This is a genomic window from Actinomycetospora sp. C-140, from assembly GCF_054796175.1.
The window spans coordinates 53,170-65,178 of record NZ_JBTWNF010000025.1 but is presented as its reverse complement, the minus strand read 5'-3'; the positions used below and the strand labels follow the sequence as shown (position 1 = coordinate 65,178).

Here is a 12,009-nt window from a genome sequence, read left to right as displayed (position 1 = left end):
GCGGTCGGTCGTCCGGCTACGGTGCGACCGACCCGCCCCTCGTCCGTCTGGAGGAACCGTGGCCGACGACGTCGTCGTCACCCGCACCGTCGAGGCGCCCCCGGACCGCGTCTGGGACCTCGTCGGCGACCCCGCCCGGATCGGCGGGATCTCGCCGGAATGCCACCGCGTCGACTGGCTCGGCGGTGCGTCCGGGCCGGAGCCGGGCGCGCGGTTCCGCGGCCACAACCGCAAGGGCCTGCTGCGCTGGTCGACGACGGGCACGGTCGTCGACTACACGCCGCAGCGGGAGATCACCTGGGACGTCGACCTCCTGGGCCAGCCGGTCGCCCGCTGGGGCTTCCGCCTGACGCCGCAGGACGGCGGCACGCGCGTCGAGCAGTTCTGGCAGGACCGGCGCAGCCCGCTGGCGAACGTCGTGGGCCGCGCGCGGGCCTGGGACGTGCCCGGCGCCAACCGGCGCGGCATGGAACAGACGCTCGACGCGGTGCGCAGGAAGGCCGAGCAGGGCTGACGCGCGGGGTCACTCGAGGGACGCGACGCCCTCGAACCCGGAGAGCTCGAGCACCCGGCGCGTGACCGAACCCGGCGGGACGTGCACGCGCAGCTCGATCTGGAGCACCTCGAGCCGGGCCGCGAGCGCGAACAGCACCCGCAGGCCCGCGCTGTCGAGGTACGAGAGCTCGCCGAGCCCCAGCGTCACCTCGGTCGTCTCGTTCGGGATCGCCGCGCTGAGCTGCTCCTCGACGGTCGCGGCGTTCTCCAGGTCGACCTCGCCGCCGATGTCGATGCGCACGGCGGAGTCGCGAGGATGGACGACGACGGTCGCCGTGGTCATGAGCCGGCCTCCGTGATGGTGCGCCAGAACGTCACCGTCGTGCCGCCGACGCCCGCGACGACGTCCATGTGGTCGCTGCAGCGCTGGATGAGCGAGGTGCCGCGGCCGCGGTTGTGGCCCCGGGCCGATCGCCACCGCCCGTTGTCGCGCACGACGGTGACGATCGTCGAGCCGTCCAGGTCCATCTGCAGCGAGAGGCTCCCGCCGGCCGGTCCGTAGGCGTGCTCGATGACGTTGGAGCACGCCTCGCCGGCGGCCACGAGGATGTCGGCGGCGACGTCGGGCGGCGCGCCGGTCGCGGTGAGCCAGCGACGGACCGCCGAACGGATGTCGGCCAGCGTGCGCGGCGAGGCGGGGACCACGATGTTCAGGGGCACCACGTCCGGCGTGCCCAGGCGGCGCAGCACGAGCATCGCGACGTCGTCCCCGACCGGCGTGCCGCCGACCAGGTCGTGCAGGACCCGTGCGCACACCGTCTCGGCGTCGTCGGAGACCACGGCCGCGTTGAGGTCGTCGAGGCCGGTGTCGAGCGTGCGGCCCCGCCGCTCGACGAGCCCGTCGGTGTAGAGGAAGAGCAGCGCGTCGGAGGGCAGGTCGATCAGCGTGGTGCGTCGGGGCGCCCCCACGGAGACGCCGACGGGGAGGTCCACCGGGATGTTGACCAGCGCGGACGGCGTCCCGGGCTGCGCGAGGATCGGCGGCAGGTGCCCGGCCGTCGAGAGCGCCAGCCGCTCCAGCGACGGCTCGATGATCGCGTACATCACCGTCGCCATGACGTTGTCCTCGAAGTGCTGCACGTTGCCGTCCAGCCGCTCCAGGACCTCCGCCGGGTCGTCCTCCTCGAGCGCGAACGCCCGCAGGGCGCTGCGCAGGCGACCCATCACCACGGCGGCCTGGAGCCCCCGCCCGACCACGTCGCCGATGACCACGCCGATGCGCCCCGACGGCAGCGAGAAGACGTCGTACCAGTCGCCCCCCAGGCCGCCGGCCTCGCCCGGGATGTAGCGCGCCGCGAACTCCATGCCGTTCACCCGGGGCAGCTGGCCCGGCAGCAGGCTGCGCTGCAGGGCCGACGCCGCCGCCCGGTCGAGGTCGGACATCCGGGTGCGCGTCACCATGGCGATCCGGTCCGCGGCCGTCTGCAGCAGGTCGGCGTCGTCGGAGGTGAACAGGCGCGGGCGCAGCGTGCCGACGTGCAGGACGCCGATCACCCCGCCCTCCGCGACCAGGGGCACGCCCAGCAGCGAGCGGATGTCCTTCTCGCGCAGGATCGGGTTGAGGACGTTCGAGTGGTCGACCTCGTCGATGATCACGGCCCGGCTCTCGGCGGCGATGCGCCCGGCGAAGCCCTTCCCGACCGGGATGCGGACGCCCTGGTACACCTCCTCCTCGATGCCCCGGGCCGCCGTGGCCACGAGGTTGGTCCCGGAGGGGTCGAGCAGCAGGACCGCGGCGGTGTCGGCCTCCAACAGCGAGCGGACCCGGTCCAGGAGCTCGGTGAGCAGGTCCTCGATGCGCAGGTGCGACAGGCTGGTGTCGGTGATCTGCTCGATACGGCGCAGCCGATCCTCGTCCGTGACGGCGCTGGAGGCGGCCATGGGGGCAAGTTAGTCGTCGTCCGGGCTGCGGGGAACGGGCCCGGCCGGGGGAGATCGTCGCACCACCGGGCTAGCGTGGCGGGCGTGCGACTGGCGACCTGGAACGTGAACTCGGCCAAGGCCCGGGAGCCGCGGCTGCTCGGCTGGCTGGACGACCGCGCGCCCGACGTGGTCTGCCTGCAGGAGACCAAGCTGTCCGACGAGGCGTTCGACGAGTCGTTCGGCGCGCCGCTCGCCGAGCGGGGGTACGCCGTCGCCCACCACGGCGAGGGCCGGTGGAACGGCGTCGCGCTGCTCTCGCGCGTCGGCCTCGACGACGTCACCGACGGGCTGCCCGGTGCCCCGGGCTACCCGCACCAGGAGGCCCGCGCGGTCACCGCGACGTGCGGCGGGCTGCGGGTCACGTCGGTCTACGTGCCCAACGGCCGCGACCCCGCCGACCCGCACTACGCCTACAAGCTCGAGTGGCTGGCCGCGCTGCGCGACCAGGTGGAGGCCGCCGGGGCCGACCACGCGGTCGTCGCCGGCGACTTCAACATCGCGCCCGCCGATCCCGACGTCTACTCCGTCGAGGCGTTCGCCGAGTCCACCCACGTCACGCCGCCCGAGCGCGAGGCCCTGGCCGCCCTGCTCAAGACCGGGCTGCACGACGTCACGCGCGAGCGCTGGCCCGACGAGAAGGTCTTCACGTACTGGGACTACCGCGGCGGGGCGTTCCACCAGGACCGCGGGATGCGCATCGACCTGGTGCTCACCGGTGGGCCGATCGCGTCCCGTCGCGCCGCGCTGTGGGTCGACCGCCAGGCGCGCAAGGGCAGCGGCCCGTCCGACCACGCGCCGGTGATCCTCGACCTCGACGAGGCCCCCGACGGCGACATCGGCCCCGTGGTGCCGCCCCCGTCGCTGGGCGCGAAGAAGGGTGGCTCGCGGGCGAAGAAGGCCTGAGGGGTCACGCCCCGCGGGCGGCCCTGAACGCCGACCCGGCCTCGTCGAGGTCCACGACCGGCGCGGGGTAGTCGAACTCGCCGGACTGCTTCCACGGCTCGTGGATGCGTGCGCCCTCCAGGTCGGCCAGCTCGGGCACCCAGCGGCGCACGTACTCGCCGTCCGGGTCGTAGCGCTTGGCCTGCGTGATCGGATTCAGCACCCGGTTCGGGCGGGTGTCCGTGCCCGTCCCGGCCACCCACTGCCAGTTCATCTGGTTGTTGGCGACGTCGCCGTCGACGAGGTGGTCGAGGAAGTGGCGGGCGCCGAGCCGCCAGTCCAGGTAGAGCGACTTGGCGAGGAAGCTGCCGGTGATCAGCCGCAGGCGGTTGTGCATCCAGCCCTCGTGGTGGAGCTGGCGCATGCCGGCGTCGACGATCGGCACCCCGGTGCGCCCCTCGGCCCACGCGCGGAACTCCTCGTCGTCGCGGCGCCACCGGTCCCCGCGGTCGCGGTAGTCCTCCGACGACGCCCGGGGCACCGCGGCGAGGGTCTGGTGGTGGAAGTCGCGCCACGCGAGCTGGCGGACGAACTGCGCCGCGGCGTCCGACGAGGTGCCCGCCCGACGCGCGATCTCGGTGGGGGAGACGCAGCCGAAGTGCAGGTACGGCGAGAGCCGCGACGTCGCGTCGCGCGCCGGGAGGTCCTGGCCCTCGGCGTAGTCGTCGATGTGGTCGAGCCAGTCCTGCAGCCGCTGCCGGGCGGCCTTCTCCCCGCCGGGCATCAGCCCGGGCGCGGTGTCGCCGGCCGGACCATCGGTGAGGTCCTTCGCCGTCGGGACCGTCCCGGTCTTGACCTTCTGCGGGAGCGTCAGGTTCGTCGGCGGGTCGAGCGGCTCGCGGGTCTCCACGTCGGCCCACTTGCGGTGGTACGGCGTGAAGATCTTGAAGTGGTCGCCGCTCGTCGGCGTGACCGTGCCGGGGGAGACGACGGTGACGACGGCGTCGTGCACGACCAGCTCGCGGTCGTCGTCGCCGAGCGCCTTCTCGAGCGCCTCGCGTCGCCGGCCCGCGTAGGCGCTGACGTCGCCCGCGACGTGCACCGCCGAGGCGCCCACCTCGCCGGCGAGCGTCCGGACCTCCTCGACGACGTCGCCCCAGCGGAGCACGAGCCGGCCGCCCGCCTCGCGCAGACCGGCGTCGAGATCGGCGAGGGACTCGGCGAGGAACCGCGCCCGGTTCGGCACGCGGAAGCCGCGCACGGCGTCGTCGACGACGAACAGCGGCACGACCTGCCCGTCCTCCGCGCCCTCGGCGGCGCCGTGGAGCACGGGCTGGTCGTGGACCCGCAGGTCCCGGGTGAACAGGCAGATCGTGGGCACCCCGCCGCGTTCCCGTCAGATCCCGGTCGTACTCACGAGGCTCGCCGCCCACTGCTCGATCGTGATGGGGCTCGCGGTGGCCGGCGTGCGTCCGGCGTGGCTCCGCACGGCGCGCCGGTTGAACGCCGCGTTCATCGCGAGCTGCTCGTCGGCGAGGTCGGCGGGCAGGCCGGCCTCGACCAGCACCTCGCGCATGACGTCGTCGGGCGCCCGCTCGTAGCGCAGCGGCGTCCCGAGCACCGCGCCGAGCCGCGCGACGGCGTCCGGGAGGGTGAGGTCCTCGGGGCCGGGCACCTCGCGCACCCCGGCCGCGTCCGGGTCCCGCAGCGCCGCCGCCGCGACGTCCCCGACGTCCGCCGTCGCGACCATCGGCAGCGCGACGTCCGGGTCGACCGTGTCGTGGTGCACGCCCGTGGCCAGCATCGCGGACAGCGAGGGCAGGAACGACGCGAAGAACAGCCCCGGCCGCAGGAGCGTGACCCGGGCGTCGAGGCCGGCGAGTCGTTCCTCCTGCGCGTGCAGGGTCTCGAGGAAGCCGGTCCCGCTCGGGATCTCCGCCCCGAGCGAGCTCAGGGCCACCACCCGCGGCACCCCGGCGGCGCGCAGACCCGCGGTGATCGCCGTGCCGACCTGCTCCTGCTGGCGCCGGTAGCCCGGCGCGGCGAGGTCGAGGGGCAGGAGGACGTAGGCCGCTTCGGCGCCGCGGAAGGCCGCGGTCAGGACGGCGGGGTCGGTGATGTCGCCGACCACCGGCTCCGCGCCGTGCGCCGTCGCGTCGGCGAGGCGGGCGGCGTCACGCCCCACGGCGCGCACCGGCACGCCCTCCGCGCGGAGGCGGCGCACGACCTGCCCGCCGGTGTTCCCGCTCGCTCCCAGAACAGTGATCATGATCGATCTCCTCGTGGCTCGGTGTGTTGCGTCCGAGCCTGCTGGGAGGACGGTGGACGGACCATCGCCTCCACGCCGAGTCTCTTGCTCGATCGTCCGTCGTGCTGGATTCTCGGCACCGTGACCCAGCCGCCGTGGACGCCGTCCGACGCCGTCGGTGAGGCGCTGCACGTCCTGCGGATGAGCGGGACGTTCTACTGCTCCTCCGAGCTCGGCGCGCCGTGGGCCTCCGGTTGCCCGCGACCCCGGGCTGCCTGTGGTTCCACGTCGTGACGTCGGGGACGGCGACGTTCCTCGTCGGCGAGGAGGTCGTGACGCTCTCGCCGTCGGACATCGTGCTGCTGCCGCGCGGCGAGGGCCACCAGCTGCACTCGGTCGACCCGCCCCCGGGCCCGTCGGTGCCGGACGTCCTGACGCTGCCCCACACCTGGTACGGCGACCGCTACGCGTCGATCCGCCACGGCGGTGACGGCCCGACGACGACCATGATCTGCGGCGCGGTCCGGTTCGAGCACCCGATGGCCGAGCGGCTCGTCGCGCTGATGCCCGACATCATCCACGTGCCGGTCTCGCCGCTGACCTCGCGCCTGCACGACACCCTGCGGCTCATGGCGCTCGAGGTGGAGGAGGTCCGCCCCGGGGGCGAGGCCGTGATCACGCGGCTCGCCGATGTGCTCGTGGTCCAGATGCTGCGGGCCTGGCTCTCCCACGACCCGGCCGCGCGGACGGGCTGGCTCGGGGCGCTCGCCGATCCCGACATCGGGCGGGCGCTCGCGCTGGTGCACGCCGACCCGGCCCGCGACTGGTCGGTCGCCGGCCTGGCCCGCGAGCTGGCGCTGTCGCGCTCGACGTTCGCGGCGCGCTTCACCGCGCTGGTCGGCGAGCCCGTCATGGCGTACGTGACCCGTTGGCGGATGCTCGTCGCCCACGACCGGCTGCGGGCCGGCGACACCACGGTCGCCACCGTCGCCGCGTCCCTCGGCTACCGCTCCGAGGCCGCCTTCAGCCGCGCCTTCCGCCGCGTCGTCGGCACCCCGCCCGGCGCCGTGCGCGCCCGGGCCCGCGAGGAGGAGCCGCTGCTGCTCGGGGCGTGAGCCGTCAGCCGGCCCGCCGCCGCGCCCGGTAGGGCAGGACGAACAGGGAGAGGCCGGTGAGCAGGAGCAGGGCCAGCGGGAACAGCGGCGTGTAGACGATCCACGACGACGCTTCAGCGCCCTGCGCGACGGCGATCGTCGTGACCACGACCGTCACCACGAACAGCATGCTCGTCCAGCGGTGGGTCTGTCGCACGGCTCGGTCGGCGCTCATGGTTGCTCCCTCGACGACGGGTCCGACCGTCGAGACGCTAGGGAGCCGTCGGCCCGACGGGCTTCTCGAATCCTGATCGATGCTCTCCAGATCGATCTCCCGAGAGTGTCAGGAGCGCTGTCGTGATCGGACCTCGCGGACGTTGCTGGTGACATCCTCGAGAGATCGATCTGGAGAGCACCTGCCCGATCGGTCGCGCTCGACGTCGCCGCTCGATCAGCTCGGCGTCAGTGGCCCCGCGGCCGTGACGTACACGGCGGCGGTGCCGAGCTCGTCGGAGGCGTCGAGGTCGATGTCGGCGCTGATGGCCCAGTCGTGGTCGCCGTCCGGGTCGTCGAGGACCTGGCGGACGTGCCAGACCCGCCCGTCGACGGTGACGCGGTAGAAGGCCGGGCCGCGGGCGTCGGGGCCGGTGCCGAGCTCGGCGTACTCGGCGAAGTAGCCCTCGATGGCGTCGGTCCAGAACGCCGCGTCCGGGCCGTCCTCGGACAGCTCGGCCAGCTCGGCGGGGGAGCGGCGGGCGAACAGCTCGACGCGGCGGAACATCTCGTTGCGCACGAGGACGCGGAACGCCCGCTCGTTGCGGGTGACGGGCGGCGGGCCCTGGTCCACCGGGCGGGCGTCGCTGCCCGCGGCGTCCAGCTCGCTCGGGTTGGCGAGGTTCTCCCACTCGTCGAGCAGCGACGAGTCCGTCTGGCGCACGAGCTCGCCGAGCCAGGCGACGAGGTCGTCGAGGTCCTCGGTGCGCGCGGCCTCCGGGATCGTCTGGCGCAGGGCCCGGAACGCGTCGGTGAGGTAGCGCAGGACGAGGCCCTCGGACCGGGCGATCTTGTAGAACGACACGTACTCGGTGAACGTCATCGCGCGCTCGTAGAGATCGCGGACCACCGACTTCGGCGAGAGCTCGTGGTCGGCGACCCACGGGTGGCCGGAGCGGTAGGACTCGTAGGCGGCTCCGAGCAGCTCCGCGAGCGGCTTCGGCCACGTGACGTCCTCGAGGAGCTCCATGCGCTCCTCGTACTCGATGCCCTCGGCCTTCATCGCCTGCACGGCCTCGCCGCGGGCCTGGTTCTCCTGCGCGCGGATGACCTGCTTCGGGTCGTCGAGCGTCGACTCGACGACCGAGACCATGTCGAGCGCGTAGGTCGGCGACTCCTTGTCCAGCAGGTCGAACGCGGCGAGCGCGAAGGGGGACAGCGGCTGGTTGAGCGCGAAGTCGACCTGGAGGTCGTCGACCAGGCGGACGTCGGGCCCGGCGTCGGTCTCCACCCGCTCGATCACGTCCGCCTCGATCAGGCCGCGGTAGAGCGCGATCGCCCGCAGGATCAGGCGGCGCTGGGCGGGGCGGTCGGCGTGGTTGTCCTCGAGCAGATGGCGCATCGCCGGGAAGAAGGGCTGCGCCCGCTGGGCGACCTGCAGCAGCATCGCCGTCGACACCCGGAACTGGCTGGTCAGCGGCTCGGGCTGGGCCTCGACGAGCTTCTCGAGCGTCTTCTCCGACCACGAGACGAAGCCCTCGGGCGGCTTGACCCGCACGACGCGGCGCTGCTTCTTGACGTCGTCGCCGGCCTTCGCGAGGCGCTTGGCGTTCTCGACCTCGTGCTCGGGTGCCTGGGCGACGACGTAGCCGGCGGTGTCGTGCCCGGCGCGGCCCGCGCGTCCGGCGACCTGGTGGAACTCCCGGGCCCGGAGGTGTCGCACCCGCTGGCCGTCGAACTTCGTCAGCGCGGTGAACAGCACCGTGCGGATCGGGACGTTGATGCCGACCCCGAGGGTGTCGGTGCCGCAGATGAGCTTGAGGAGCCCGGCCTGCGCGAGCGTCTCCACCAGCCGCCGGTACTTGGGGAGCATGCCGGCGTGGTGGACGCCGATGCCGTGGCGCACCAGGCGCGAGAGCGTCCTGCCGAACCCGGCGGTGAAGCGGAAGCCGCCGATGAGGTCGGCGATCTGCTCCTTCTCGGCCTTCGACGAGACGTTGAGGCTCATGAGCGCCTGGGCCTGCTCGATCGCCGCGGCCTGCGTGGTGTGCACGACGTAGACCGGCGCCTGCTGCCCGGAGAGCAGCTCGGTGATCGTCTCGTGCAGCGGCGTGCGGGCGTAGCGGAACGACAGCGGCACCGGGCGCTCGGTGTGGGCGACGACCGCGGTCTCGCGCCCGGTGCGGCGTGTCAGGTCCTCGGCGAAGAACGAGACGTCGCCGAGCGTCGCCGACATCAGCAGGAACTGGGCCTGCGGCAGCTCCAGCAGCGGCACCTGCCAGGCCCAGCCGCGCTCGGGGTCGGCATAGTAGTGGAACTCGTCCATGACGACCTGGCCGACCTCGGCCGCGGTCCCCTCGCGCAGCGCCCAGTTGGCGAGGACCTCCGCGGTGCAGCAGATCACCGGCGCCTCGGGGTTCACCGCGGCGTCACCGGTGAGCATGCCGACCGACGCGTAGCCGAGCTGGGCGCCGAGGGCGAAGAACTTCTCGGAGACCAGGGCCTTGATCGGCGCCGTGTAGACCGTGCGCTCGCCCCGCGACATCGCGGCGACGTGGGCGCCCAGCGCCACCAGCGACTTCCCCGACCCCGTGGGCGTCGAGAGGATCACGTTCGACCCCGAGACGAGCTCGATGAGCGCCTCGGACTGCGCGGGGTACAGCTCCAGGCCCCGCTCGGCGGCCCAGTCGGAGAACCCCTCGTAGAGCTCGTCGGGGTCCGCGCCGGGGGCGGCCAGGAGCGCGGTGGAGGTGGTCACCTCTCCATTGTCGGTGATCGAGCGTTCGGCTCGCCGGACCCCGCGGTTTACGATGCGTCACCGCCCGAGGACCTCCTCGTTGGGCCGGACGGTGCCAGGGAGGATGAGGACGTGACCGAGGGTGGCGGAGAGTCGGCGGCCGGGTCGGTGCGAGCGCCCCTCGGCCGGCGGGCGGCGGACAAGGCGCGCACCCGGGAGTCCCTGCTCACGGCGGCGCGCCGGGTGTTCGCCGAGCGCGGCTACGGCCCGGCGTCGGTGGAGGAGATCGCCCGCACGGCCGGGGTCTCGGTCGGCTCGGTGTACGTGCACTTCGCGAGCAAGGAAGCGCTGTTCACCGCCCTCGTCGAGGAGCAGACCTCGGCCGACGTCGCGGCCAAGGCCGCGCTCGTGCAGGGGGACCCCGAAGAGACCTTCGCCGCGCTGGACCGCATGGTGGGAGAGATCGCCGACTCCCGCGAGGAGGCGCTGCTCGACGCCGAGGTGTGGCTCTACGCCGTGCGCCACCCGGAGTTCGCGGGTCGCCTCGCCGACCACGAGGTCCGTCTCGCGCGCTTCGCCACCGAACTGCTCTCACGGAACTGGGACGAGGTCGACCCGGCGGTGCGGACGGCGGTCCGCGACGACGAGTTCGTCGTCGCCGCGGCCGCGCTGCACCACGGGCTCATCCGGCTGCGCCGCGTCCTCGGCGAGGACGCCGTCCCGACCGACCTGTTCAGCCGCGTGCTGCGGCTGCTCCTGCGCATGCCGCCGGCGTCGTCGGCGTCGGGGAACGGCGACTAGCCCGGCAGGACCGCGCGCAGGGCCGGGAGGAAGGCGGCCGGGTCCTCGGCGAAGCCGATGTGGTCGCCGGGGAAGAGCACGGGCGCCACGCCCAGCCCGTCGGCCAGGGCGCGTGAGGTGCGGTCACAGAGCTGGCCCGTGGACCGCTCGCCGATGCCGACGACGATCCGGGGCGCGCCGGCGCGGAGGGCCTCCAGGTCCGGGCGGTGATGTGTCGTCGGGCCGAGGAGGTGGCCGTTCTGGTAGTCGCCGTCGGCGCGCGCCGCCGCGTCCGGTGCGGCGGCGAAGACCGCCTGGAACACCTCCTCGGGCATGTGGATGTCGGCGTTCTCGAGGAACGCCCGCCACGAGCCGACGTGGTCGCCGGCGAACCAGCGCTCGACGACGACCTCGGCGCCGGCGTGGCGCTCCGCACGGTCGGGCAGCAGCTCCACCAGCGGCGGCTCGTGGGCGACCACGGTGTGGACGAGGTCGGGGTGCTCCTGCGCGAGGGCGAGCGCGGTGACGGCGCCGCCGCTGGAGCCGAGCACGCTCGCCGGGCCGACCGGGTCGACGTGGGTGATCAGGCGCGCGAGGTCGTCGGCGCGGGTCGACAGGGTGGGCGTGGCGTAGCGATCGTCGACGGGGCTGCGGCCGATGCCGCGCGGGTCAGCGGTGAGGACCGTGTGGTCCTCGGCGAGCAGCTCGGCGAGGCCGGTGAAGGCGCCGGCGTCCATGGGCGTGCCGAACAGCACCACGAGCGGGCCCGCGCCGCGGACCTCGTGGTGCAGCCGCGCGCCGGGGACGGCGAGGGTGCCGGTGGTGACGGTGTCGGTCCTGGCGGTTCGGGGGGCGCTCACGGGGTCCTCCACGGGGCGTGGTGTCGGGGTCACCGGTCTGACGGCGCGACGGTCGCGAACTCATCGCTGCGGGTATGCGGAGTCCGTGTCCTCGAGAAGATCACGCAACCTGACCTGGATCCCCCGCGTCCTCGGCGTCGCCACCGCCGGCTACAGCGTGGCGATCATCGCGAACCCGTCGCTCTTCGCGAAGCCCACCGCGCTGCAGGCCGAGGGAGCCCCGCTGCCGACCGCCACCGCGATCGGCATCCGAGCCCTGGGCGGGCGCGACCTCGCCTCCGGGCTCGCGATGGCGCTCGCGCCCGCCGGCGATGCCCTGCGCACGGCGGTCGCGGTGCGCACCGGCTCGGACCTCGTCGACCTCGTGCTGCTCGGCACGTCCCTGCCCGACCGGACCGCGCGCGCCAAGGCGGTCGGCGTCGCGGCCGCGTGGGGCACGCTGTGCGGGCTGAGCTACCTGGCCGCGGGAGACTGATCCGCGCCGACCTCGGCGGGCCGCAGGTGGTAGACGCCGGCCCCCGGGGTCAGCGGGTGGAGGTCGTAGACGTGGACGACCTTGGGGCCGTCGTGGAGGTGGGTGTGGGTCACCACGGGCAGCGGGGCGCCGTGCCGCGCCTCCCGCACCTCGACCCGCCCGTCGAGCGGCCCGCCGACGTAGAGCAGGACGGCGTCCTCGTCCGCCGGATGAGTCATGGCGGCCTCCTCGGACACCGGTCG

General features: G+C 74.0%; 13 protein-coding genes. 5 read left to right on the top strand and 8 right to left on the bottom strand.

Features of this window, described 5'->3' with window-relative positions:
- Positions 1-58 precede the first annotated feature (58 nt).
- Complete coding sequence (locus ACR9E3_RS29960; protein WP_460384555.1) at positions 59-514, top strand: SRPBCC family protein; 456 nt, start codon at positions 59-61, stop codon at positions 512-514.
- Positions 515-523: 9 nt separating this feature from the next.
- On the opposite strand, the gene ACR9E3_RS29955 is transcribed toward ACR9E3_RS29960, so the two are convergent.
- A complete protein-coding gene (locus ACR9E3_RS29955; protein ID WP_460384554.1) occupies positions 524-838 on the bottom strand; it encodes an STAS domain-containing protein in 315 nt (104 codons plus the stop codon).
- Complete coding sequence (locus ACR9E3_RS29950; protein ID WP_460384553.1) at positions 835-2,436, bottom strand: ATP-binding SpoIIE family protein phosphatase; 1,602 nt, start codon at positions 2,434-2,436, stop codon at positions 835-837. The genes ACR9E3_RS29955 and ACR9E3_RS29950 overlap by 4 nt, the downstream gene beginning before the upstream one ends.
- A gap of 84 nt (positions 2,437-2,520) precedes the next feature.
- On the opposite strand from ACR9E3_RS29950, the gene ACR9E3_RS29945 reads away from it, so the two are divergent.
- Positions 2,521-3,381 carry an exodeoxyribonuclease III gene (locus ACR9E3_RS29945; RefSeq protein WP_460384552.1) on the top strand — a complete coding sequence of 287 codons (861 nt, stop codon included), beginning with the start codon at positions 2,521-2,523 and terminating at the stop codon, positions 3,379-3,381.
- Positions 3,382-3,385: 4 nt separating this feature from the next.
- On the opposite strand, the gene ACR9E3_RS29940 is transcribed toward ACR9E3_RS29945, so the two are convergent.
- Positions 3,386-4,741, bottom strand: coding sequence for a cryptochrome/photolyase family protein (locus tag ACR9E3_RS29940; RefSeq protein ID WP_460384551.1), 1,356 nt, complete (start codon positions 4,739-4,741; stop codon positions 3,386-3,388).
- A gap of 15 nt (positions 4,742-4,756) precedes the next feature.
- Positions 4,757-5,629 (bottom strand): NmrA family NAD(P)-binding protein, encoded by an 873-nt coding sequence (locus tag ACR9E3_RS29935; protein ID WP_460384550.1) that lies wholly within the window; start codon positions 5,627-5,629, stop codon positions 4,757-4,759.
- Positions 5,630-5,850: 221 nt separating this feature from the next.
- Between ACR9E3_RS29935 and ACR9E3_RS29930 the strand changes: the two genes are divergently transcribed.
- The gene (locus ACR9E3_RS29930; protein ID WP_460384549.1) at positions 5,851-6,723 is read left to right on the top strand and encodes an AraC family transcriptional regulator; all 873 of its coding nucleotides are present in this window, start codon (positions 5,851-5,853) and stop codon (positions 6,721-6,723) included.
- A gap of 4 nt (positions 6,724-6,727) precedes the next feature.
- On the opposite strand, the gene ACR9E3_RS29925 is transcribed toward ACR9E3_RS29930, so the two are convergent.
- Together ACR9E3_RS29925 and ACR9E3_RS29920 are read right to left on the bottom strand one after the other, a co-directional pair.
- Positions 6,728-6,937 carry a hypothetical protein gene (locus ACR9E3_RS29925; protein ID WP_460384548.1) on the bottom strand — a complete coding sequence of 70 codons (210 nt, stop codon included), beginning with the start codon at positions 6,935-6,937 and terminating at the stop codon, positions 6,728-6,730.
- 216 nt (positions 6,938-7,153) lie between these two features.
- The gene (locus ACR9E3_RS29920) at positions 7,154-9,673 is read right to left on the bottom strand and encodes a DEAD/DEAH box helicase (protein WP_460384547.1); all 2,520 of its coding nucleotides are present in this window, start codon (positions 9,671-9,673) and stop codon (positions 7,154-7,156) included.
- A gap of 111 nt (positions 9,674-9,784) precedes the next feature.
- Between ACR9E3_RS29920 and ACR9E3_RS29915 the strand changes: the two genes are divergently transcribed.
- A complete protein-coding gene (locus ACR9E3_RS29915; protein WP_460384546.1) occupies positions 9,785-10,453 on the top strand; it encodes a TetR/AcrR family transcriptional regulator in 669 nt (222 codons plus the stop codon).
- Here the strand turns inward: ACR9E3_RS29915 and ACR9E3_RS29910 are convergent.
- Positions 10,450-11,292, bottom strand: coding sequence for an alpha/beta fold hydrolase (locus tag ACR9E3_RS29910; RefSeq protein ID WP_460384545.1), 843 nt, complete (start codon positions 11,290-11,292; stop codon positions 10,450-10,452). The genes ACR9E3_RS29915 and ACR9E3_RS29910 overlap by 4 nt on opposite strands.
- 85 nt (positions 11,293-11,377) lie before the next feature.
- Between ACR9E3_RS29910 and ACR9E3_RS29905 the strand changes: the two genes are divergently transcribed.
- Positions 11,378-11,767, top strand: coding sequence for a hypothetical protein (locus ACR9E3_RS29905; protein ID WP_460384544.1), 390 nt, complete (start codon positions 11,378-11,380; stop codon positions 11,765-11,767).
- Here the strand turns inward: ACR9E3_RS29905 and ACR9E3_RS29900 are convergent.
- Positions 11,746-11,985 (bottom strand): hypothetical protein, encoded by a 240-nt coding sequence (locus ACR9E3_RS29900; RefSeq protein ID WP_285659463.1) that lies wholly within the window; start codon positions 11,983-11,985, stop codon positions 11,746-11,748. The genes ACR9E3_RS29905 and ACR9E3_RS29900 overlap by 22 nt on opposite strands.
- Between the last annotated feature and the right edge of the window lie 24 nt (positions 11,986-12,009).